Genomic DNA, 23045 nt, shown 5'->3' on the forward strand with positions numbered 1-23045 from the left:
GGGATCGTTGGTGGTCGAGGTCGCGGTTGCGGTGTTCGCGTACGGGCCAGTAGCGCGGACGGTCGCGACGATCTGCAAGGTCGCATTCGCGCCCGAAGCCAGACCGCCCACCGCCCACACGCCGGTGCCGGCGTTATAGGTGCCCACGCTCGGCGTGGCCGAAACGAAGGTGTAACCGGCCGGCAGTTGATCGTTGACGTTGACGCCGGCCGCGGCCGAGGGACCGTTATTGCTGACGGTCACGGTGAAGGTGATGTTGGTCCCGACGGTCGGGGTCGCGCTCGATGCGGTCTTGGTCACGGCCAGATCGGCCGACGCCACCGGCACCGGGGTGCTGGTCGCGGTGTTGTTGCCCGGGGTCGGGTCGGTCGAACTGGAGGTCGCGGTCGCGGTGTTCGCGTACGGGCCGGTCGGCAGCACAGTCGCGACGATCTGCAAGGTCGCGTTCGCGCCCGAGGCCAGGGTGCCCACGGCCCACACGCCGGTGCCGGCGTTGTAGGTGCCCACGCTCGGCGTGGCCGAGACGAAGGTGTAACCGGCCGGCAGCTGGTCGGTCACGTTGGTGCCGACCGCCGCGGACGGGCCGGCGTTGGCGACGGTCACGGTGAAGGTGACGTTGGTGCCCACCGTCGGCGTCGGGTTCGACACCGTCTTGGTGACGCTCAGGTCCGACACCGCCGCCAGCGTGTTCGAGTCCGTCGCCGAGCAAGCGCCAGTGGTCGCATTAAAGGTGCCGCCGCCGGCGGTACAGGCCGTGTCGACGTTGGTCACGTTCGTCGGCGGCGTGATCGTCGCGGTGTTGCGCAAGGGATTGGCGAACTGCGCCATGGCCGGCAAGGCCGCCAGCGCCATCACGGCGGCAAGCAATACACGCGCCCCGGTTCGAGCGATTCGGGATCCAGCATGGGAGTCGCGACGAGCTGGCGACTGGCTGGCCGGGGTGCGGGTAGTGACGATATTCATGCGGTAGCCCAAACAGGAGTTCGGTAAGCGCCGGGAACGACGGCGACAGTCACCGGTGCGGTGAGGTGTCGTCGGCGCCAAGCGGCTGGTCGACGTGCTTACTGCTGGCAATGCCTTGTATTGCGAGTTCGTGCGGGTACGGCGAGTGCTTGATGCCTGGCTTCCATGCGTTTCGCATACGGCTCGCGACACGCAACAAATCCACACAAAACGAGCGTCCTGGGATGCGGACGCTCGTCTCGGAACCGCCTTCGGCTATCCGTCTGCCACGCGCAAGGGCAGTTCGCCCCATGCGCCAGCGCCGGAATGGCTTGGCGATTCACATCGACTACCAGGTAGGAACTGCTCGCCCCCGGCCACCATTCGACGGCCACGCGACACGCAGACAGAGTCCGCCGATACGGCGGCAGGAACAGCGACATCCCCATGGATACCGAGTCTTAACCCCTGACACGTCATAACGTGCCCCCCTTTTTTCCACCCCTGTTACACGCCCCACTACGACTAAGCGCAGCGTTCAGATGCAACAGATCCTCTGTGGAACCCCTATCGCAATACGCAGTACGCACTGCTTAATAGGACACGGCTGCAAATAGTGTGCCATCCATCACATTGTGATTTCAACACAGTTCACATCAAAAACGAGATTCCGCCTGCAATAACCTGCCCCTGGAGGTCACCAAACTGACAAATCTTGGCAGTTTGTCGACTTGGCGCCGACCGCTGGAGCCTCCCGGCGATGCGGCACATCAATCCAGTTCCGATGGCAAACTTATTTCCACTTTCGATGTCAGACACTAGCGCCAGTTACGCAGATAAAGCGTGAAAATACAGCGAGATGAGCCTCACGTTTAGACGTAAAAAGGCTGCAAATTATGAGTTATTCGACGACGTTCTGAATTCAGCTTCTTCAGTCAAAAGCGCGTGCCGGGTCTCGTTAGCAAGCGCCTGTGTGCGGACTGAGACACAAACCACACAAGCCCTATAATTCCTGTCCCCACGACCCGGCCGCCTCATGTCCTCCAGCGCTACGTCCCTGTCCGTCCCCGATCTGGCGAGCATCCAGGCCCTGGCCCACAACGACATGGCGGCCGTCGACGCCCTGATCCGGCGCCGGCTGGCCTCGGACGTGGTGCTGATCAATCAGGTCGCCGAGTACATCGTCGGCGCCGGCGGCAAGCGCCTGCGGCCGATGCTGCTGCTGTTGGCGGCCGGCGCGCTGAATCACCGCGGGCCGGACGCGCACCAGCTCGCCGCCGTGGTCGAGTTCATCCACACCGCCACCTTGCTGCACGACGACGTGGTCGACGAGTCCGACCTGCGCCGCGGCCGCAAGACCGCCAACGCGGTCTGGGGCAACGCCGCCAGCGTGCTGGTCGGCGACTTTTTGTACTCGCGCAGCTTCCAGTTGATGGTCGAACTCGACCGCCTGGAAGTGATGAAGATCCTCGCCGACACCACCAACGCCATCGCCGAGGGCGAGGTGCTGCAGTTGCTGCACGTGCGCAACCCCGACACCGACGAAGCCGCCTACCTGCGCGTGATCGAGCGCAAGACCGCGGTGCTGTTCGCCGCCGCGACCCGGCTGGGCGCGGTCCTGGCCGGCGCCGACGCGCGCGTGCAGCAGCGCCTGCACGACTACGGCATGGCCCTGGGCTACGCGTTCCAGATCGCCGACGACGTGCTCGACTACGCCTCCGACGCGCAGACCCTGGGCAAGAACCTCGGCGACGACCTCGCCGAAGGCAAGGCCACCCTGCCGTTGATCCATGCCATCGCTCACAGCGACGACGCCACCCGCGCGCGCCTGCGCGCCGCGGTCGAACACGGCGACACCGACGCCATGCCCGAAGTGCTCGCCGCGATCCGCGCCACCGGCGGCCTGGACTACAGCCGCAAGCGCGCCGAAGACTACGCCGACGCGGCCGACGCGGCGCTGGAAGGGCTGGAAGACAACGATTACACCGCCGCGCTACGTGGGTTGGCGCGGTATGCGGTGAGTCGGGATCACTGAGGACGGGCGCGCCGCGGCGCGCTTGTTTTGCCTGAGATCGGGTGCGCTGCCGTGTGCTTGATTCGGTAGCGGCGGCAAGGTACCGCGGTGCGCATCCCTCGATCGTGTTTGCGACGGCGACCCTGAGATCGCCGTTCTTGTTTGTGCCGGGTAATGCCGCGATCAGCTTGCGGTTCGTACGTTGTACGAACTATTGAAACAGCCACCGACGTGCAAAAGCCACTGTTGCCTCAATCCTCAGACAACCTTCAAAACAACAACGGCCCACGACACTCCCAGCCGTCATTCCCGCGAAGGCGGGAATCCAGTGACTTCAAGCGTTCTCGCACGGAGAGCCCTGGATCCCCGCCTTCGCGGGGATGACGTTCTGGAAGTGTCTCGCGCGAAAGTCACTGGATTCCCGCGTTCGCGGGAATGACGACCTTGTAGATTCGCGATCAAATTGGTCAGCCTGAAAGCTCGCTTGAGCGCTGGTAAAACTCGCGCTTTCAACCATCAACTTCGACCATCGACCTTCAACGTTCGACCTCAATGCGAACGCTGCCGTCATTCCAGCGTTCGCGGGAATGACGGCCTGAAAGATCCGTAGCAGATTGGACCGCCCGCAAGTTCGTCGAGCATTTGAAACAAAGCTTTTACGTCTCGAGCTTCGAACCTCGGCCTTCGATCATCGAATCCCGATCAATCCTTTTTGCCAAAGCGCTCAGCAAAGAACCCCCGCATCGCCGCGAACGAACGCTTCGACGCACGCTCGTCGTAACGGCAGTTATCCTCGGGCGGATTGTTGGCGTTCTCGATTTCGGCGAAGCAATGCCGCGCGCCGCTGTAGTTGACCAGTTGCCAATCCGCGCCGGCCTCGTCCATTTCCTTTTCAAACGCGACGATGTCCTCGTTGGGCACCGACTTGTCGGCGGCGCCGTTGAGCACCAGCACCGAGGTGTTGACCTTGACGCCGTTGCTCGGCAGATGCGCCTTGAGTCCGCCATGGAAGCTCACCACGCCAGCCAGGTTGGCGCCGGTGCGCGCCAGTTCCAGCACGGTCGAGCCGCCGAAGCAGAAACCCAGCGCGCCGATTTTCGATGCGTTCAACGGCGCGGTCTTGTCCTGCGCCTGCAACACCGCGACCGCCTCGCTCACCCGCTTGCGCAAGGTCGCGCCGCCGTCGGCGTAGGCCTTGCCGACCGCCGCCTTGGCTTCGTCCTTGTTCTTGGGCCGCACGTTCTTGCCGTAGACGTCGGCGACCAGCACGACGTAATCGTCGCCGGCGATGTCCTTGGCGTGGCGGATCGCGTTGTCGGTGACGCCCATCCAGTTCGGCACCATCACCAGGCCCGGACGCTTGATCGCGTTGACGTCGTCGAACACCAGCACGCCGCTGAACGTCTCCTCGCCGATCTTCCATTCGACCGGTTTGGTCTGCATCGCCGCGAACGCGGGCGAGGTGCACAGCACTAGCGACAGGGCAGCGGCGAGACGGCGCATGGTCGGATTCCGGTGTGGACGATTGGCGGCCAGCCTAACCCGTCCGGGTGACGGATGCGTGGGCGGGAGCGGACCGATTCGACGGCGGCGCGATCGGTCGCCAGGGCACCGGCGCGGGCGGAGAAACGCGGCGCCGTCCGCGCGGCGGCGGCTGCGCGCGCGGCGGAAGGTCAGGCGATGCCCAGGCCGTCGATGGCCACGATCGCGTCGGGATCGAAGCCGGCCAGTTCGGCGAAATGTCGGCCGCGCGCGACGTAATCGCGATACGGGCCGAAACTCGGCGCGCCCGGCGACAACAACACCGTGCCACCGGCCTCGCCCAGGGCCGCGCGCGCCTGCGCCATCGCCTCGGCGAGGTCCTTGGCCGCGCTCAGGTGCAAGTCCGATTGCGCCGCGATCGGCGCGAGCAAGGCGTGGATGCGCGGACCGTTCTCGCCCATGGTCACGATCGCGACCGGCGCGCGCCGACGCATCGCATCGGCGAAGGCCTGCCAGTCGATACCGCGGTCGTGGCCGCCGACCAACAGCGCGATGCGTCGATCCGAATAGCAATCCAGCGCCGCCAAACTCGCATGCGGTGTGGTGCTGATCGAATCGTTGACGTAAGCAATGCCGTCACGCGTGCCGAGCGGCTGCAACCGGTTCGGCAACGGCCTGAAACTCGCGGCATGCGGCGCCAGCGGTATCGCGTCGAGGCCAAGCGCTTCGATCGCGGTCAGCACCGCGCACAGATTGCCGCGATTGTGCCTTCCGGGCAGCGGCAGGGAAGCGGTATCCATGATCTCGCGATCGCCGCGCCACAGCGCGTCACAGCGCAGATGCCAGCCGGCCGCATGGCCGAACCAATGGATCTCGCTGTCGGGCAACTTCAAGCCCGCGAGCAGCGCATCGTTGGCGTTGAGCACCGCGATGCGCGGCTTGCCTTCGGTCAACAGGCGCAGCTTGTCTTCGACATAGCGCGCCTGCGAGCCGTGCCAGTCGAGATGTTCGGGATAGATGTTCAGCGCGACCGCGACTTCCGGCCGCGCGCCGCTCGCACCGACGTCGCCGGTCTGGTAGCTCGACAACTCGATCGCCCAGAATTCCGGCGGCCGCGGCGGGTCCAGCACTTCCAGCAAGGGCAGCCCGATGTTGCCGGCCAACGCGGTGCGATGACCGCCGGCGCGCAGCAGATGCGCCAGCAACGAGGTCGTGGTGCTCTTGCCCTTGGTCCCGGTCACGCAGACCGTGCGCGCGTCGCCATGCTCGCCGAACCACAGCGCGGTGCCGCCGAGAAAACGCGCGCCCTGCTCCACCGCCGCCAAAGCCTCGGCGCGGTACGGACTGATGCCCGGCGATTTGACGATGATCTCGAACGCGCCCAGCCGCTCGGCGGTGGCCGCGGTTTCGATCGCCAGCCGCGCGTCGCCGAGCGCGCGCGCATCGGCGGCTTCCTCGTGCGAACAGAACAGGGTCAGCGCGAGTTCGGGCAGGCGCGAGCGGATCGCGTGATAGGCCGCGCGGCCTTCGCGGCCCCAGCCCCACAGCGCGACCGCGCGGCCGTCAAGCTGCGAGATACGCACGCAACCGCTCCCACAGCCGCGGCGGCAGACGCTGCTCGTCGTCCAGGGTCAGCAGCGGCTCGATGCGCAGATCGTCGTCGCCCAGTTGCGGGCGGATCTCGCGCGCGAAGCGTTCGACCAGGGCGTCTTCGCGCCATTCCGGACGCTCGCTCAGCGCCGCCATCGCCGCGCGCGACTCGCGGCCTTCGCCGACGCATTCGAACGGCTTGTGGTTGCGGTATTCGAGCAGCGCGTCGTAGCCCTCGGTCTGGCCCGGATCGTCGAGCAGGTTGCGGCCGAAAATGCCGACCAAGCGAGGCTTGGTCATGAACGGCGCCAGCGCCAGAAACACGAAGTGGCATTTAGGACACACCCCGCACCAGCGACTCGCCGGACGCTCGCCCAGAATATGGAAATTGCGATTGCAACTGCTGAAATGCGCGTCGTAGCGATCGCTGCGCGCGAACTGCCGCGCCACCGCCAACTCGCTGAGCGGACGCAGCAGCGAGTAGTAATGCAGGTCGGCCGCGACATGCCGTTGCACGTAGTCGCCGAACGCCTGTTCGCAGGCCCAGCCCTTCGACCACTGGTGATTCACCTCGCCGGTGCCTTCGATCAGGCTGCCGTAGCTGGCCGAGCGTTCGTTCGAGAACACGACTTGATCGACGCCGTGCAACAGCGCCGCCAGCACCATGATCGCCGAGTTCACCACCGTGACCGGGATATGCCCGTTGTAGGCGCCCTGGCGATTGAGTTCGAACAGCTGCGGCGCGAGCGCGCGGCCGAGGTTGAGCGTCGGCAGCTCGGTGCGCGCGGCGCAGGCCGCGATCAGCTGCGAACCGCCGATCCAGGTGACCGTCTGTTCGATGCCGAGCGCGCGCAGGGCTTCGATGCTGACCAGCGAATCCTTGCCGCCGCCGATCGCGACCAGGGCGTGTTCGCGCAGGCTGAGCGCGGGGGCGTGGCCCTCACCCCGACCCTCTCCCGCAGGCGGGAGAGGGAGAACATCAAGAGCAGAGGCATGGGCCGGACCATCGAGTGCAGACGCATCCCCACCATCGCTCCCTCTCCCGCCTGCGGGAGAGGGCTGGGGTGAGGGCACCCCCACGGGAAACTTGATCTTCCCATGCAGATTCAACCCATTGCGATACGCGAATTCGCCGAGCCCGTTGACATAGATCAACTCCAGCAACGTCGCCGCATCGGCATCGATCGCATACGCATCGATGCGGATCTCTTCGGGCACGGCCGCCTTGTAATAGCTCACGCCGGCGATCAGGTGCAGCAGACGCAACGCCTGCTGCACCGCGTGTTCGCGCGCGCCGTCGAGCACGAACGGCGCGCCCGGGATGGTGATGGTCTCGATCAGCTCCGGACCGTCGTCGAAGGCATACACCAGTTCGGCGACGCCGGTGGCGGCGTCGAGCTGACAGCGGACGAAACGGAAGGCGCGAACCGCGTCGCGTTGGAATTGGGCACTCACAAGCGTTTTCCCGAAATCAGAACAAGGCGCGCGCAGGGTTTGGATGCGGTCGTGGATGCGGTCGATCTCATTCGATCACCTCCTCGGCCGGCAGCGCGCGCAGGTTGTAGGTATTGGCCATGGCCATGCCATAGGCGCCGGTGTCGGCGACGAGGATGACGTCGCCTTCCTCGGTCGCGATCGGCATCGGTCGGCCGCGGCCGAGGACGTCGCTGCTTTCGCACACCGGGCCGACCACGTCGAACGCGGCGACCGCGCTGTCGTCGAAGCGGCTCAGGTTATGGATGCCGTGGTAGGCCTCGTACATCGCAGGACGCATCAACGCGTTCATGCCGGCATCGCAACCGATCCGGCGCACGCCGTCCTTTTCGATCACCTGGGTCACCGCGAGCAGCAGCACGCCGCTTTCGGCCACGAGGTAACGGCCGGGTTCGATGATCAGCCCATAACGCGGATACGCGGCCTTGATTTCATCCAGACCGGCGCGCCACTGCGCGAGATCGAACAGCGGCGCTTCCGGCGTGTAGGCGATCGGCAAACCGCCGCCGATGTCGATGGTCTCGATCGTGCCGACGCTGTCGGCCAATCCGGCCAGGCTGGCGTAGACGCCGCGCCAGTGCTGCGGATCGTCGATGCCGCTGCCCAGGTGCGCGTGCAGGCCGCTGATGCGGATGTTGAGCTTGCGCGCCTCCTCGATGAAGGCGTCGAAACGCGACAGCGGCAGGCCGAACTTGGCCGCGACGCCGCCGGTGCGGACTTTCTCGTGATGGCCTTCGCCGTGACCGAGGTCCAGGCGCAGCCACAGGGTGCGACCGCGGAACAATTCCGGCCAGCGTTGCAGCGCTTCGATGTTGTCGAGGGTGACGATCACGCCGCGCTTGAACGCGGCTTCGTACTCGCGCCGCGGCGCGAAGCTCGGGGTGAACAACACCCGTTCGGGCGCCATGTGCGGGATCGCGGCGAATACGCGCTCGATCTCGGCCAGCGACACGCACTCCAGGCCGAAACCTTCGCCGACAATGGTCTTGAGCACGGCCGGATGCGAATTGGCCTTCATTGCGTAGAAGCAACGGTCGACCGCCTCGGTGCCGATCAGCGAGCGTGCGCGTTCGCGCACGGTGGCCAGATCGTAGACGTAGCGCGGGGTGCCGGCATCGGCCATCGCCAGCAGCCGTTCGCGCCGGCCCTGCCACCACGCCGGCGCGCGCTGCGGCTTGCCGTGCGCGATCTCGCGCCAGCTCGGGCCGAACACGCTGTCGTCGCGCACCGGCATGGCGCCGCCGCGGATCAGTTCGTGATGCAGATGCGGCAACAGCCCGTCGGCATCGGCTTCGTCGATCACGAAGGTCAGGTTGAGGTCGTTGGATGACTGCGAAATCAGGTGCACGCGCTCGCGCCCGAACGCGGCCCAGATATCGGACAGGCGATGCAGCAGCGAACGCATGCCGCGGCCGACCAGGGTGATCGCCGCGCACGGCGCGATCACCTTGACCCGGCACACCTCGGCCAGGTCGGCCGACAGCGCTTCGAGCACGTTGCTGTTGACCAAATTCTCGCTCGGGTCCAGCGACACCGTTACGTTGGTTTCCGACGAACCGATCAAGTCGATCGACAAGCCATGCCGCTTGAACCGCTCGAACACGTCGGCCAGGAAGCCGACCTGCTGCCACATGCCGATGCTTTCCATCGACACCAGCACGATGCCGTTACGCCGACTGATCGCCTTGACCCCGGGCACGGTCGCCGCGCTGGCGTCGATGCGGGTGCCGGGCAGATCGAAGCGTTCGGTGTCGAGGATCGCCATCGGCACGCCGGCGTCCCGGCACGGCGCGATCGAACGCGGATGCAGCACCTTGGCACCGGTGGTAGCGATTTCCTGGGCTTCGGCGTAATCCAGTCGGGCCAGCAGCCGCGCGTCGGGCACTTCGCGCGGATTGGCGCTGAACATGCCGGGCACGTCGGTCCAGATTTCCACCCGCTGCGCTTTCAGCAGCGCACCGAAGTACGCGGCCGAGGTGTCGGAGCCACCACGTCCGAGAATCGCAGTGCCGCCGTCGCCATGGCGGGCGATGAAGCCCTGGGTGATCAGCATCGCGGTCGGCTGCGCGTCGAAACGTTCGGCGAAACCCGCTTCGGCCTGGTGCCGGCAATTCACCGACAACCGCTGCGCCCATTCGGTCGCGTTCGGCAGCGACACCGCGTCGAGCCAGTCGCGCGCATCGCACCATCCGAAGTCGAGCCCCTGCGAACGCAGGTAGGCCGCGCCCAAGGTGGACGACAGCAACTCGCCCTGCCCCAGCACCTCGGCCTGCCAATCCAATGCGCGGTTCGCCGCGCGCGGATCGGTTTCCAACGCAATCAGTTTCGCCAGGCGTTCGCCGAGCACCGTATCCGGGTCGAGATCGAGTTCGGCGCAGAACGTGCGATGACGCTCGACCAGCCCGGCGAAACGCGCGGCGATGCCGTCGTCCTGGCCGGGCGCGGCATACGCGATCGCCTGCAGTTCGTTGGTCACGCCCGACAACGCCGAGACCACCACCAGCACGCGCCGGCCGTCGTCTTTCAGGCGTTTCGAAGCCAGGCGTCCGATCGTGTCCCAACGGTTGCGGCGGGATACCGAAGTACCACCGAACTTGAGCACCACCCAGCCTGTCGCTTGCGCCACCACGTCTTCCTCGGTTGTCGTTACGGGTTTCAAGCCCCGGCGAAGGCCGGGACAGGTCGATCGGCCCGCGCGCCGCATCGATGCGGGGCCGCGGGGTTGCACACTTGCCGGTCCTGCGCGCCTAGAATCGCGTGCTTGCCATCGCGCGCGCCCGGGGTCCGGGCATGAGGCGACGATTCTAGTCGAAGCGGCCGGGTCCCGAACGGGGTGGCCGGGCTGCTTGTTTCGGCGGCTCGCTTCGGCGGCTTGCCCGGCCGGCCTTTTTCATCCGCTCTATCTGACGTTTCTCACTGCTCTGCTGCTCTTTCCTCTCTCATGGTCACGCCCTTGTACCGCCACCTGCACGGGCCTCTCGGAAGCCCACCCGAATGACGCAACGCCGCTATCTGCAACTGGACGTGTTCGCCGACCGGCCCGGCGCCGGCAATCCGCTGGCCGTGGTCCTCGACGCCGACGGCCTCGACGACGCCGCCATGCAGGCCATCGCCCGCTGGACCCGCCTGCCCGAAACCACCTTCGTGTTTCCGCCGAGCCAGGCCGGCGCCAGTTACCGCATCCGCATGTTCAGCCCGCGCCGCGAGGTGCCGTTCGCCGGCCATCCCAGCGTCGGCACCGCCTGCGTGGTGCTCGAGGCCGGGCTGGCGACGCCGGTCGACGGCGTGCTGGTGCAGGAAGGCGTCGCCGGGCTGCTGCCGCTGTCGGTGACCGGCGAAGGCGAGTCGCGCACGATCGCGGTGCGCACGCCACGCGCGCGGGTGGTCGAAACCGCCAGTGCGACCGATCCGCGCCTCGCCGACACTTTGCGCAATCTGTCCTTGGGCGCATTGCCGCCTGCGCTGATGGACGGCGGCCGCCGCTGGTGGTTGGCCGAACTGCGCGACGAAGCCGCGCTGCGCGCCGCCAGCCCCGACTGGGCCGCGATCGGCGCGCTGGCCGAAAGCACCGAGAGCATGGGCCTGTGCGCGTTCGCGCGCGCCGATGCCGGCCAGGACTACGACCTGGTCGTGCGCGCCTTCGTCGGCGCCCCGGCGCAGTTCGAGGACGCCGCCTCCGGCGCGGCCAACGCCACCCTGGCCGCGTGGCTCAACCACAATGGCGCCCTGCCCGGTCGCGACGGGCGCTATACCGTCAGCCAAGGTCGCGAAGTCGGCTTTGACGCGCGCCTGGAGTTGCGCGTGGATGGCGACGGCGAGGTCTGGTCGGGTGGTCGGGTCAGCAATGTGGTGCGTGGGTCGATCGATTGGCGTTGAGCCTGCGCGGCCCTCACCCCAACCCCTCTCCCGCAAGCGGAAGAGGGGCTTTTGAGCAGGGATTTATCACGATCATGAGCAAGCTGCGGAAAATCCTTCTCCCGCTCGCGGGAGAAGGTGGCCCGAAGGGCCGGATGAGGGCGCACGCAGGCTAAGTACCACTCATCTCAAATCCGCGAGTCTCTGTAACAACCGTCAAACCGCCGCCGCGCGCGCCTGTTCCCGCGCCACCGCGCGCCGCCCCAGCACCACCACCGCGAACGCCGGCAGATACATCAGCAAGCCGTACATCGCCGCCGGCACAGCGACCTGCGGCGAGTTCAACAAGGTCAGCGCGATCACGATCGCCAGGGTGCTGTTCTGCACGCCGACTTCCATCCCGACGGTGATCGAATCGCGCAAGTCCAGCCCGCTGACCCGCGCCAGCGCGAAGCCGCCACCGATCGCCGCGCTGCACATCAGCAACGCCGCCGGGCCCAGTTCGGGGAGAGTACGCAGCAACAGATCGTGCTGGGTGACGCTGATCGCGACGATCAGCAACAACAGCAGCAACAAGGCGAAGCGGCTGACCCATGGCTCGATGCGTTGCGCCAGCGCTGGCGCGAAACGCCGCAAGCCCATGCCGAGCAATACCGGCACCAGCACCAACGCGGCCAGGTGCATCACCGTCTGGCCCACCGGCAAGCGGATCTGGCGGGTTTCGCCGCCGAACCAGTCCAAGGCCAGATTGACCAGCAACGGCACGCTGATGAACGTCACCAGCGCGCTGATCACCGTCAAGGTCACCGCCAGCGCGACGTTGCCGCGGGCGAGAAAAGTCAGTGCATTGGAGCTGCTGCCGCTCGGACAGGCCGCGACCAGCACGAAGCCGACGGCGAATTCCAGCGAATTCGGAAACAGCCACGCCACCGCGAAACCGAGCAGCGGCAGCAGCAGGTAGTGGCCGATCAGGCCGACCATGACCGGCTTGGGATGCTGGCCGATGCGGCGGAAGTCCGCGCCGCTCAGGGTCAGGCCGATGCCGCACATGATGATGGCGATGGCGATCGGCAGACCGATCTTGAGCAACAGGCTGTCCTGCACGAAGGATCTCCTGACCACGGGGTATACGAGCCGGCGCGATGCCGGCGGCTGGAACACTGATGCGCGAAGCTGCCATCGCGCGAAGCTGACTCAGCGATCGTAGCCCGGATTGTGCCGCTGCAATCGCCGCAACAGCGACGGCCACGCCAGCGCGCCGCCGAGCCCGCGCGTAACCTGCGCGGCCTGGGCCTGGATGCCGACGAGGATCGGCGCGGGAATACGCAACAAGTCGCCCCCGCCGGCCATCGCCCGCACCTGGATCGCGCATGCGGCCTCGAAGATGTACATCGCCAGGAACGCATCGGCGACGCTCGCGCCGACCGTCAGCAGGCCATGGTTGCGCAGCATCAGGAAGGTATTGCGTCCCAGATCGCGCACCAGCCGCGGCTTTTCCTCGTCGTTGAGCGCCACGCCTTCGTAATCGTGATAGCCCAACGCGGCCAGCACGAACAGCGACTGCTGCGAGATCGGCAATACCCCGTCGCGCTGCGCCGACACCGCGATGCCGTTGAGCGAATGGGTGTGCATCACGCACAAGGCGTCGTCGCGCGCGGCGTGTACCGCGCTGTGAATCACGAAACCGGCCGGGTTGACCGGGATCGGCTGATCACTGCGCGCTTCATCCACCGGCAGGCCGTCGAGGCCGATCTTGACCAGCGACGACGCGGTGATTTCGTCGAAGCCCATGCCGTAGCGATTGATCAGGAAACGATGCTCGGGCCCGGGAATGCGCGCGGTCAGATGGGTGAATACGAGATCATCCCAACCGAACAGCGCGACCAGCCGGTAGGCCGCGGCCAGGTCGACCCGCAGCGCCCATTCGGCCTCGTCCGTGGCCGCGTGCGCATCGCCGTCGTGATTGCTCGTCTGCATGGTCGTTCCCCTTCGCGGTCCAACGGGCACAATAGCCCCGCGCTCCGGCGCCGACCGTCGGCTTGCCGACAGTCGAACCCCTCGCTGTAATCGAATCATCCGCACAGGCCGCCATGCAGGATCGCCCCGCGCCCGCTCGCCACGCCGACATGACCGACCCCGCGCTGAGCGCCGATCCGTGGCTGCGCGATCTGTCGCCGGAACTGGTCGCCCACCTGCAGGCGATGTCGCTGCGTCGGCGCCTGCGCGACGGCGAACGGCTGTACGCGCGCGGCGATGCTGCCGAGGGCCTGTACGGCGTGGTCCGCGGCCGCATCCGCCTGAGCGTGCCGACTCCGAACGGGCGCGAGGTGTTGTTCGTGCTGTTCGAACCGGGCAGTTGGTTCGGCGAGGTGTCGATGTTCGACGGCGAACCGCGCCCGCAGGATGCGCACGCGATCGGCGACAGCGAAATCCTGCTGCTGCCGCGCCTGCGTTTTCTCGCCCTGCTCGACCAACACCCCGAGCTGTATCGCGGCTTCACCCGCCTGCTGTGCCGCAAGCTGCGCACGGTGCTCGATTACGTCGAGGACGCGTTGACCCTGCCATTGGCGGCGCGACTCGGCAAGCGTCTGCTGCAACTGGCGCAGGTCTACGGTGTCGATGAAGCCGACGGCCGCTTGATCGATCTGGCGCTGCCGCAGGACGATCTGGCGAGCATGCTCGGCGCGACCCGGCAAAGCGTGAGCAAGGAGCTCAAGGCCTGGGAACAGCAGGGTTGGATCAGCCTGCGTTATCGGCATGTGGTGTTGCGCGACGAGGCGGCGCTGACGCGGATGGTGGCGCGTGCGTCGGGTTTGCCCGAGCCCTGAACCGCTGGGCTTGTCTTCATCGTATGCGGCGCACGCGGCGCGTATCGCTCAAACAAGCAACGTGCAATGAAGAACGCTGGGACCTCGTCGTCCCACGAAGCGTCATGACCTCGCGATCACCACGCAAAGCGCAGTGACGCGGTCGCGGCTCGCGCCGCTCCTACAGTGAGAAACGTAGCTGCGACCGCCCATGTAGGAGCGGCGCAAGCCGCGACCGCGACATCACAGTCACGTCGCCAGCAACAACGAAACAGACACCAACCGGATCAACCGTGCTTGGTGTCTACGTTCTACCTGTGTAGCGACGTGCGGACCGCGCCCCGCAGCCCAACCGAATCAATCAATCCGGCCGCACATCCACGCGCACCCGAATACGATCGCCGGGGTTGTGATCGGTGCGGGTGCGATAAGTCTTGCCGGCGTATTCGTACGTCACGTCGTAACCGCTGACAGAGCGCTCGCCGTTGTTGCCGGTCGGGTAATAGTTGCCGTTGTCCTGGACCGGATCGCAGACCCGCACCATGCCGCTGCGCGGCGGCTGCTGGCTGCGCTTGTTCTGTTCGTAGATGCTCTTGCCGGCCATGCCGCCGACCATCGAACCGATCGCCGAGGTGGCGTAGCGCGCGCTGCCGCCGCCGACCTTGCTGCCGAGCACCGCGCCCACGATGCCGCCGACCACGGTCGCGGCCATGCGGCCGCCTTCGGTGCCGGTGCTGCGGCGCTCGCCGCCGTTGGGGTCGTAATAGGAATCGCTGTTGCGGTTGTCGTCGCCGTAATAGCTGTCGCCCTGCACATAGGCCGGACGCTCGTAGCAGCGCGGGCCGGTGCTGGCCGGCTGGGCGCGGTATTCGTCGAACACCGGATCGACCCGGATGACCCGGGCGAAATCGATCTGCGAACTGTAGCCGGCGTTGCCGCTGGCCTGCGGATACGTGTTCTGCGGGTAGTTGTTCTGCGGGTAGCCGTACGACTGCGCCGAAGCGATGCCGGTGGCGGCGGTCAGCGCCAGGCCCAGGACGGTGACGAGCGAGCGATTCATCATGGACTCCAGACGCCGGGATGGCGCGATGCGGATCGTCGGGCCGCGGCGGTCAACCCGGGCTGAATGCGGCCGGCCCGGCCCCGCGCGGGCGCGCGGCGTTTACCTCGCCGACAGCCAGTCGGCGACCGCCACGGCGGTGCCGGCGGCGTCGCGGCCGAGCAGCGGACCGACGTGACTGGCGTGCGGGTACCGCCACAAGGTCGCACCCAGCGCGTGAGCGAACTGTGCGGTGGTTCGCGCAGCGACATCCTGGTCGCGCTCGGACGCGAGGCACAACACCGGTCCGGCCGGCGCGGGCGTCTCGATCCCGGCATAAGCTTGGCGCAGGACCCGGCCGGATTCGTCGCGCCAGCGGCGCAGCGCATACAGGGCCGCGGCTTCGTCGGCGTCGGGCATGGCGCGCCGAGTCGAGGCCAGGCGCGCGTCGCGGCGCCAGGGCACGAGTTCGGGCCATTCGCGCGGCGGCAGCTGCGACGCCCACGGCGCCCGCGGCAAGGGGTTGATCAGCACCAGCGCGTCGGCGCGATCCGCGCACAGCATCGCCAGCAGGCCGCCGAGGCTGGCGCCGATCAGGGCGCACGGGCGCGGCAAGCCGGCCAGCGCCGCGCGGACCTGATCGCGGTAATCGTCCAGCGAGGTCGCGGCCAGACCGCCGGACGCGGGTTGCAGGTCCGGCGCGACGGTGATGAAGCCGCGCGCGTGCAGGACCTCGCGCCACAGGTTCCATTCCCAGCCGCCGGCGCCGGCGCCGTGGATCAGCAGGGCGTGGCGGATCGGAGCGTTGCCGCGCGGGTGGGCGGAAAGATCGTGCACGGCCGGGATTTCGTCGTGAGTGAAGTGGCGCGGTCGCGGCTCGCGCGGCTCCTACAGGGGCAAACCGATATGGCCTACCTGTAGGAGCGGCGCAAGCCGCGACCGCGTGGTTTCAAGTGTCGAGCGCGGCAGTCACGAAAGACCGTACTGCCAACTTGTACCCATCAGGCCAACTTGGCCTCCAGGCTGATCGGCACCGCGCTGAGCGCCTTCGACACCGGGCAATTGGCCTTGGCATCCTCGGCGATCGCCTGGAACTTGGCCGCATCGATCCCGGGCACTTCGGCGGTCACTTTGAGCCGGATCTGCGACAGGGTCGGACCGCCTTCCATCGACAGGTCGACCTCGGCGCGGGTATCGAGCTTGGCCGGCGGATGCCCGGCTTCGCTGAGCTTGGCCGACAAGGCCATGGTGAAACAGCCTGCGTGGGCCGCGGCGATCAGTTCTTCGGGATTGGTGCCCTTCTCATCGCCGAAGCGGCTGTTGAAACCGTAACGGGTGTTGTCGAGCAGACCGCTCTGCGGCGTGCTCAGCTTGCCCTGCCCGCTCTTGAGATCGCCTTCCCAGTGTGCGGTGGCATGACGCGAGATACCCATGGTGTAGCTCCGGCTGATGAGGAGCGCACAGGGTAGCGGGGTGAGCGTTAAGAGCCAGGAACGAGTGCAGAGGAGTGAGGAGTGAGTAAGAGCACGAGCGCCGCCCACTCGTTTCTCACTTCTGCGAACTCACTCCTCGCCAGCCCTACTCGTTTCTCACTCCTGCGAACTCGTTCCTCGCTCCATGCCGCAACGCAACACGCGCAACCGCCAAGCAGTGCGCGCTTCCCGTCACTGGGCTTGACCCACCCTGCCGCCTGCGGGAGTCTGTGATTCCCGGCGACCCGCCGGCCCGCCATGACCGCCCGCCGAGCGCCACGCTCGGGCGCGCAGCGCGGACAGCCATGACGGCCTTCCCCATCCTTGCCTCAGGGAGAAGTCCGCTCATGTCCTACAGCACAGAATCGATTCGCAACGTGGCCCTCGCGGGTCACCCCGGCGCCGGCAAAACCACGCTCTTCGAAGCCCTGCTGCAGGCCGGCGGCGCAGTCCAGACGGCAGGCACCATCGAACGCGGCAGCACGGTGTCGGATTTCGACCCGATCGAGAAGCAACGTGGCCACTCGATCGACGCGGCGATCGCCAGCACCGACCATGCTGGCATCCACCTCAACCTGATCGACACCCCCGGCTATCCCGATTTCCGCGGCCCCACCCTGTCGGCGCTGGCCGCGGTGGAAACCGTGGCGGTGGTGGTCGATGCCGACAGCGGCGTCGCCTACGGCACCCGCCGGATGATGGAACACGCCAAGGCGCGCGGCCTGTGCCGGGCGATCGTGATCAACAAGATCGATCACGAAGGCGCCGACCCGGCGCGCGTGCTCGACGCGATCCGCGAAAGCTTCGGCCCCGAGTGTCTGCCGTTGAACCTGCCTGCCGACAGCGGCCAGCGCGTGATCGACTGCTTTGGCAGCAATCAGGGCGACAGCGATCTCGGCCCGGTCGCCGAATGGCATCAGAAGATCATCGACCAGGTGGTCGAGATCAACGAAACCGTGATGGAGCATTACCTCGATCTCGGCGAAGGCGGGCTGTCGGGCGAGGAACTGCACGACGCCTTCGAACAATGCCTGCGCGAAGGCCATCTGGTGCCGGTGTTGTTCTGTTCGGCGCGCAGCGGGGTCGGCGTGAAGGAACTGCTCGACGTCGCCGAGCACCTGTTCCCGCATCCGGGCGAAGCCAATGCGCCGCCGTTCCTCAAGGGCATCGGCGAGGAGGCCAAACCGATCATGGCCGTGCCCAATGCCAAGGCGCACGTGATCGCCGACGTGTTCAAGATCGTCAACGATCCCTTCGTCGGCAAGCTCGGCGTGTTCCGCGTCTATCAGGGCACCGTGCGCAAGGACACTCAGTTGTTCGTAGACGACGGCAAGAAGCCGTTCAAGGTCGGGCATCTGTTCAAGCTCAAGGGCAAGGACCACGTCGAGATCGAACAGGCGATCCCCGGCGACATCGCCGCGGTGGCCAAGGTCGAGGACCTGCATTTCGACGCGGTGCTGCACGATAGCCACGACGAAGACCACATCCATCTGGCGCCGTTGAATTTTCCGCGGCCGATGTTCGGCCTGGCGGTCGAAGCGGCGAGCAAGGGTCAGGAGCAGAAACTCGCCACCGCGCTGCACAAGCTGGCCGAGGAAGATCCCTGCTTCCATGTCGAACACGAAATCGAGACCAACGAAACCGTGATCCGTGGCCTGTCGGATCTGCATCTGCGCATCAACATCGACCGGCTCAAGGACAAGTACGGGGTGGAGGTCAAGGCGCGGCCGCCGCGCATCGCGTATCGCGAAACCGTCGCCGGCAAGGCCGAAGGCCATCATCGCCACAAGAAACAGACCGGCGGCGCGGGCCAGTTCGGCGAAGTGTTCCTGCGGGTCGAACCGCTGCCGCGCGGCGGCGGTTTCGAATTCGTCGACGAGGTCAAAGGCGGCACCATTCCGGGCCAGTTCCTGCCGGCGGTGGAGAAAGGCGTGCGCCAGGTGCTGCACGACGGCGCGGTCGCCGGTTATCCGCTGCAGGACGTGCGGGTGATCGTGTACGACGGCAAGTACCACAGCGTCGACAGCAAGGAAGTGGCCTTCGTCGCCGCCGGCAAGAAGGCCTTTCTCGACGCGATCGGCAAGGCGCGGCCGCAGGTGCTCGAACCGATCGTCGAACTGGAGGTCAACGCGCCCGAGCAGCACATGGGCGACATCAGCGGCGGCCTGGCCAGCAAGCGCGCGCGCATCAGCGGGACCGACAGCATGCGCGGCGGCGAGATCGTGGTGCGCGCGCAGGTGCCGTTGTCGGAGCTGGAAGGCTATGCGGCCGAGCTCAAGTCGGTCACCGCCGGACGCGGCCGCTACTCGCTGGATTTCAGTCACTACGAACCGGTGCCGGGGCACGTGCAGCAGAAGCTGGTCGAGGCCTACAAGCCGCGGCACGAGGAGGACTGAAGGTCTGGGCTTGGGCCGCGATGCTCCACAGGTCCGATTGCCGCGCAGGGCGGTCGGGCCTGACGGGGCCGCCCGCAAAAGACCGCTTGGCGGCGCGAACACACCTAGTTCGCGCCGTCGTCTTGCGCGCAGGCGCGCGCCACTTCGAACGGTCACGAGATTCCGTCGCCCTCGAACCCGATTCGCGAAATCTGTATCGGCATGACTTCAGCGCGGATGTTCTTTGCCGGGCTCGCCACGACGGCGCGCCGGAATTGAAGGTCCGCGTGCCGATTGATCGACGTGAACCCCGCAGGCTCCCGCTGCGTCAGCGCTCACGATGTGGCCGTCCCGCGTATCCACCGCCGACGCCCACCCACCATCGTCACAATCCAGCCCGAACAATCGCGATGGCGCCCCTCACACGTGGCCGCCCGCCTCGTTACCATCCCAGGACATCGACCCGAAGGACACCGCGATGCCGCTCAACCTGATCAGCCGCAGCCCGACCCGCTCCGCCCCGCGCGATCCGCGCAGCGCCCATCGCCGCGCGATCGCCGGCGCTTGCCTGACGCTCTGGTTCGCGGCGCTGCCTGGGGTGACCTGGGGGAAAACCGCCACAGGGAAGCCCGCTGTCGAAAACCGCTGCGGGTGGTTCATCAATCCCACCCCGGCCAATGCCTGGCTGATCGATCGCGACGGCGAATGGACCATCGGCATCCAGGGCGGCGAGCAGGCCGAGGGCGACTGGCCTTCGCGCATCAGCGAACGCGAATGGGTCAGCTACGGCAATGCCTCTTACGGCCATGGCTGCGCCTGCATGAAGGTCGAAACCGATCGCGAAAACATGCGGATCAAGCGCATCGTCTCGGCGCAGGGCAAGCCGCTGGCGCAATGCCGCCGCGATCGCAAGCTCACCGAACCGGGCGAATGATCCGCGCGCGGACCTGTCACCATCCCCCACCGCTCCGCTCACGCCCCGACCGATGACCGTCAACGCCAAGCCCTCCCTCGAGACCGACCCCGAACTCGCCGAGATCGTGTCCGATGCCCTGGACGTGGTGTCCAATCCGACCGACCTGATCATCACCGTGCTGGTGGTGCTCGGCGCGCTGGCGATCGCGGTGCTGGTCACGCGCAAGATCAAACTCAAGCTGGGCCATCAGCGCCCGATCCTGCTGATCCTGGTCGAATACCTGTGCATGCCGCTGATCATGCTGCTGAGCCTGGGCGCAAGCAGCCTGATCGGCGGCAGCTTCGACAATCCGCTGATCGGCCTGGCCGGGACCTTGGTGTTCCTGTTCGTGATCATCCGCGTGATCGGCGCGGTGGTGGAACTGCTGTTCCGCCCGACCATGCTGCTGCGGGTCATGCTGCGACTGGCCACGGTGGTGTCGTGGCTGGCCGTGGTGTTCGCCGTATTCAAGGACCGAAGCGCGCTGATCGCCAAACTCTATTCGGCCAAGCTCAGCTTCGGCGGCATCAACCTGTCCAGCGAGGGCGTGATCCGGGGGCTGGTGGTCGGCGTGGTGATCGCGATCATCGCCTTGTGGGGCGACAAGACCATCAGCAACCTGCTGCGCCGCAGCCGCACCTTGCAGCCCAACTTCGTGCTGGCGCTGTCGCGGATTTTCAGCGTGGCGGTGTGGATCACCGCGACCGCGGTGATCTTCTCGATCAGCGGCATCAACCTCACCGCCCTGGCCGCGTTCAGCGGCGCGCTCGGCATCGGCCTGGGCCTGGGCCTGCAACGGCTCGCGGCGAGTTACATCAGCGGCCTGATCGTACTGTTCGAACAATCGGTGCGGGTCGGCGACAACATCGCGACCAACAACATCGTCGGCCGGGTCACCCGCATGACCGTGCGCTACACCATGATCCGCACTCGCGACGGCGTCGAGGCCATCGTCCCCAACGACAGCCTGACCAGCAACGTGATCGTCAACCAGTCCTGGTCCGACCGTAACCTGCGCCTGGTCTGCGGGGTGCTGGTCAAGGGCGACGTCGATCTCGAACTGGCGCGCACACTGTTCGTCGAGGCGATGGCCGCGCAATCGCGCGTGCTGCAACAGCCGCCACCGCATATGTACATCACCGGCGTCAACGACAAGGGCATCCAGCTCGACGGCCACTTCTGGATCAACGACCCGGAAAATGGCCAGCACAACGTCATTTCCGACATCTACGACACGGTGCTGGCGGCGTTTCGCAAGCATGCGGTGCAGTTGGTCGCGCAGTGATGCGTGGGCGCGGCCTGCTTGCTTGATCCGCCGCGACCGGGCGACAACGGCGGTCTCCACGTCTGACGCGATGAACACGGCGCACGGCCTGAGACAGGCGAATGATGCAATGGCCTTCGCCGGCTTCAGGCCCGCGGCCGCGAGCGTTGTTTGAGCGCGCCCCGCGCGGTTTCCGCCATCTTGAAAAAACCCGAGCGTGATCAATACCCACTATGGAAAGTGCAAGCCCATGAAAAAATCAGCCGTGTCCGCGCTGTTGTTGTCAGCCAGTCTCCCGTTCCAATCCGCCCAGGCCGCTGAATTCGTCGACGGCAGCTTCGCTTTCATGACCGCCGAGATGTGCTACACGACTCCGGCGGGCAGCGGTTGCTACCGCAACGATCCCGTGCAGGCGCGCAAAGCCGTCAATGCCCTGGCGGATCTGGGCGTGACCAAGTTCCTGCTGCCGCCCACCGACATCCTCGCCGCCGCCCGCCTTATCGCCGCGCCGATCAAGGAACGCGGCCTGAGCTTCTACACCTACGAAGGTTTCGACTGGTACAGCACCCGCGGCCCGGATGGCGCCACCGATTGCACGAGCTACACCCAAAGACGCATCGATCCGCTGCTCGCGCCGCTTCGCGCCGAGTTCGGGGATACCTACGCCGGCCTGCATTTCGCCGACGAACCCGCGCTGGACGACATCGCCCGTCTGCAGAGGCAGACCGACTGCGTCAAGAACGATCCGCGCCTGGGCGGCATGAAGATCTTCGTCAACCTGCTTCCGCTGCACGCCAACAACGCATCGTTCAACGGCACCGGACATGGCGGCGCGCTCGCGCCTCACGAGTACGGCGTGGACTGCGCCGCGGGCACCATCTCCCAACCCGCATTGACCACGGCGATGGTCAACCGCTACTCCAACTACGCCCGCGACGCGGTCGACAAGATCCGGCCGGACTACCTCGCGTTCAATCTTTATCCGTTCGTGCCGTCGCTGCAGAACTGCGCGACCGCGCGCGACCTGCTGATGTCGGAAAACATGTCGATCGTTTCCAACATGGCGCGTAGCCGCGGCCGTACGTCGGTGGCGTACATGCAGAACGTACGCACCGCCGACCCGTCCAATCATCCCGATCCGTTCAATCACGCCGACTTCAACAGCCTGCGCTGGTCGGCGAGCTGGTTCTATGTGTTCGGTGGCGATGGCCTGGCCAATTTCGCCAGCCATACTCACCGCTACAACGGTGGGTTCAACGGTCAGGGCGGCTGGCAGACCAGCATGTTCGATTGGAACAACGACCCCACCGATCTCGCCGGCGACGCGCTGAATCTGCACAGCTACAGCCGTCAGTTCCAGCATGAACTCAGCGCCTACACCTACCGCGGCTTCGTCGACAACGCGCTGGGCGTGAGCACCGGCGATCTGGTCGGCTGGATTTCCTCCAATCAGGTGCTGGCCGGCGAATACGGCAAATCCACCGACACCCGCGCCCTGGTGGTATTCGCCCGCCGCTTCCCGACCGTCTCCGGCACGGCAACGATCGGGCTCAACCGATGGTGGACGCAGATCGAGAAGCTCGACCTATACACCGGCCTGTGGACGACCGTGGGCACCAGCACCAACCGTATCGATGTCTCGCTGAGCACCGACCCGGGCGCGTTGTATCGCCTGACCATGTAAGAGGTCGCGGCATGGGGACGATCATCCATCGCCCCCATGTCGACCCTGTTCGGCGACACCGGGCCTCCCCGG

Annotated in this window: 16 protein-coding genes and 2 pseudogenes; 7 read left to right on the forward strand and 11 right to left on the reverse strand. The window is 66.5% G+C overall.

Annotation, left to right across the window (positions count from 1 at the left end; genetic code table 11):
• A partial coding sequence (locus ASD86_RS24430; protein ID WP_200957308.1) for a DUF11 domain-containing protein occupies positions 1-867 on the reverse strand: 867 nt, incomplete at its 3' end.
• Positions 868-1978: 1111 nt separating this feature from the next.
• Here ASD86_RS24430 and ASD86_RS24435 point away from each other — a divergent pair.
• A complete protein-coding gene (locus ASD86_RS24435; protein WP_056116955.1) occupies positions 1979-2977 on the forward strand; it encodes a polyprenyl synthetase family protein in 999 nt (332 codons plus the stop codon).
• Positions 2978-3658: 681 nt separating this feature from the next.
• On the opposite strand, the gene ASD86_RS24440 is transcribed toward ASD86_RS24435, so the two are convergent.
• The 5 genes and pseudogenes from ASD86_RS24440 to ASD86_RS24455 all read right to left on the reverse strand — a co-directional run bounded on the left by ASD86_RS24440 (position 3659) and on the right by ASD86_RS24455 (position 10148).
• The gene (locus tag ASD86_RS24440) at positions 3659-4459 is read right to left on the reverse strand and encodes a dienelactone hydrolase family protein (RefSeq protein ID WP_056116957.1); all 801 of its coding nucleotides are present in this window, start codon (positions 4457-4459) and stop codon (positions 3659-3661) included.
• Between the two features lie 170 nt (positions 4460-4629).
• Positions 4630-6021, reverse strand: a complete 1392-nt coding sequence (gene murD / locus ASD86_RS24445; protein ID WP_056116959.1) for a UDP-N-acetylmuramoyl-L-alanine--D-glutamate ligase — start codon at positions 6019-6021, stop codon at positions 4630-4632.
• A pseudogene (locus tag ASD86_RS28325) lies at positions 6002-6961 on the reverse strand (endonuclease domain-containing protein); the annotation flags it as partial. The gene murD and the pseudogene ASD86_RS28325, both read right to left, overlap by 20 nt.
• Before the next feature lie 144 nt (positions 6962-7105).
• Positions 7106-7483: pseudogene (locus tag ASD86_RS28330) on the reverse strand (endonuclease domain-containing protein); the annotation flags it as partial.
• Between the two features lie 67 nt (positions 7484-7550).
• The gene (locus tag ASD86_RS24455) at positions 7551-10148 is read right to left on the reverse strand and encodes a bifunctional aspartate kinase/diaminopimelate decarboxylase (RefSeq protein WP_235567893.1); all 2598 of its coding nucleotides are present in this window, start codon (positions 10146-10148) and stop codon (positions 7551-7553) included.
• Positions 10149-10516: 368 nt separating this feature from the next.
• On the opposite strand from ASD86_RS24455, the gene ASD86_RS24460 reads away from it, so the two are divergent.
• A complete protein-coding gene (locus tag ASD86_RS24460) occupies positions 10517-11398 on the forward strand; it encodes a PhzF family phenazine biosynthesis protein (RefSeq protein ID WP_056116965.1) in 882 nt (293 codons plus the stop codon).
• Positions 11399-11593: 195 nt separating this feature from the next.
• Here the strand turns inward: ASD86_RS24460 and ASD86_RS24465 are convergent, their stop codons facing one another.
• Both ASD86_RS24465 and ASD86_RS24470 read right to left on the reverse strand, forming a co-directional pair.
• Positions 11594-12481 (reverse strand): bile acid:sodium symporter family protein, encoded by an 888-nt coding sequence (locus tag ASD86_RS24465; RefSeq protein WP_056116966.1) that lies wholly within the window; start codon positions 12479-12481, stop codon positions 11594-11596.
• A gap of 90 nt (positions 12482-12571) precedes the next feature.
• Positions 12572-13354: a class II aldolase/adducin family protein gene (locus ASD86_RS24470; RefSeq protein WP_056116968.1), complete on the reverse strand. Its 783-nt coding sequence runs from the start codon at positions 13352-13354 to the stop codon at positions 12572-12574.
• Between the two features lie 149 nt (positions 13355-13503).
• On the opposite strand from ASD86_RS24470, the gene ASD86_RS24475 reads away from it, so the two are divergent.
• Complete coding sequence (locus ASD86_RS24475) at positions 13504-14205, forward strand: Crp/Fnr family transcriptional regulator (protein WP_162253738.1); 702 nt, start codon at positions 13504-13506, stop codon at positions 14203-14205.
• Between the two features lie 340 nt (positions 14206-14545).
• On the opposite strand, the gene ASD86_RS24480 is transcribed toward ASD86_RS24475, so the two are convergent.
• From ASD86_RS24480 to ASD86_RS24490, 3 genes are all read right to left on the reverse strand, one after another.
• Positions 14546-15244 carry a glycine zipper 2TM domain-containing protein gene (locus tag ASD86_RS24480; protein ID WP_056116973.1) on the reverse strand — a complete coding sequence of 233 codons (699 nt, stop codon included), beginning with the start codon at positions 15242-15244 and terminating at the stop codon, positions 14546-14548.
• A gap of 102 nt (positions 15245-15346) precedes the next feature.
• On the reverse strand, positions 15347-16060 hold the full coding sequence (locus ASD86_RS24485) for an alpha/beta fold hydrolase (protein WP_056116974.1): 714 nt from the start codon (positions 16058-16060) through the stop codon (positions 15347-15349).
• Positions 16061-16224: 164 nt separating this feature from the next.
• The gene (locus ASD86_RS24490; RefSeq protein ID WP_036110342.1) at positions 16225-16656 is read right to left on the reverse strand and encodes an OsmC family protein; all 432 of its coding nucleotides are present in this window, start codon (positions 16654-16656) and stop codon (positions 16225-16227) included.
• A 386-nt stretch (positions 16657-17042) separates the two neighbouring features.
• On the opposite strand from ASD86_RS24490, the gene fusA reads away from it, so the two are divergent.
• The 4 genes from fusA (at position 17043) to ASD86_RS24510 (ending at position 22973) form a co-directional block, all read left to right on the forward strand.
• Positions 17043-19091 (forward strand): elongation factor G, encoded by a 2049-nt coding sequence (gene fusA, locus ASD86_RS24495; RefSeq protein ID WP_056116976.1) that lies wholly within the window; start codon positions 17043-17045, stop codon positions 19089-19091.
• A gap of 457 nt (positions 19092-19548) precedes the next feature.
• Complete coding sequence (locus ASD86_RS24500) at positions 19549-20004, forward strand: DUF4087 domain-containing protein (RefSeq protein WP_082578687.1); 456 nt, start codon at positions 19549-19551, stop codon at positions 20002-20004.
• Positions 20005-20056: 52 nt separating this feature from the next.
• On the forward strand, positions 20057-21310 hold the full coding sequence (locus ASD86_RS24505) for a mechanosensitive ion channel domain-containing protein (RefSeq protein WP_056116978.1): 1254 nt from the start codon (positions 20057-20059) through the stop codon (positions 21308-21310).
• 229 nt (positions 21311-21539) lie between these two features.
• Complete coding sequence (locus tag ASD86_RS24510; protein ID WP_056116980.1) at positions 21540-22973, forward strand: hypothetical protein; 1434 nt, start codon at positions 21540-21542, stop codon at positions 22971-22973.
• Positions 22974-23045: the final 72 nt, after the last annotated feature.

The organism is Lysobacter sp. Root690, from assembly GCF_001427785.1.
In the GTDB taxonomy this organism is placed as follows: Bacteria; Pseudomonadota; Gammaproteobacteria; order Xanthomonadales; family Xanthomonadaceae; genus Lysobacter.

Bases quoted from the DNA above. Each gene is read 5' to 3' on its own strand.
- ASD86_RS24435 (WP_056116955.1), top strand. From the start codon at position 1,979: ATGTCCTCCAGCGCTACGTCCCTGTCCGTCCCCGATCTGGCGAGCATC.
- ASD86_RS24440 (WP_056116957.1), bottom strand. From the start codon at position 4,459: ATGCGCCGTCTCGCCGCTGCCCTGTCGCTAGTGCTGTGCACCTCGCCC.
- ASD86_RS24460 (WP_056116965.1), top strand. From the start codon at position 10,517: ATGACGCAACGCCGCTATCTGCAACTGGACGTGTTCGCCGACCGGCCC.
- ASD86_RS24470 (WP_056116968.1), bottom strand. From the start codon at position 13,354: ATGCAGACGAGCAATCACGACGGCGATGCGCACGCGGCCACGGACGAG.
- ASD86_RS24475 (WP_162253738.1), top strand. From the start codon at position 13,504: ATGACCGACCCCGCGCTGAGCGCCGATCCGTGGCTGCGCGATCTGTCG.
- ASD86_RS24480 (WP_056116973.1), bottom strand. From the start codon at position 15,244: ATGAATCGCTCGCTCGTCACCGTCCTGGGCCTGGCGCTGACCGCCGCC.
- ASD86_RS24490 (WP_036110342.1), bottom strand. From the start codon at position 16,656: ATGGGTATCTCGCGTCATGCCACCGCACACTGGGAAGGCGATCTCAAG.
- fusA (WP_056116976.1), top strand. From the start codon at position 17,043: ATGTCCTACAGCACAGAATCGATTCGCAACGTGGCCCTCGCGGGTCAC.
- ASD86_RS24500 (WP_082578687.1), top strand. From the start codon at position 19,549: ATGCCGCTCAACCTGATCAGCCGCAGCCCGACCCGCTCCGCCCCGCGC.
- ASD86_RS24505 (WP_056116978.1), top strand. From the start codon at position 20,057: ATGACCGTCAACGCCAAGCCCTCCCTCGAGACCGACCCCGAACTCGCC.
- ASD86_RS24510 (WP_056116980.1), top strand. From the start codon at position 21,540: ATGAAAAAATCAGCCGTGTCCGCGCTGTTGTTGTCAGCCAGTCTCCCG.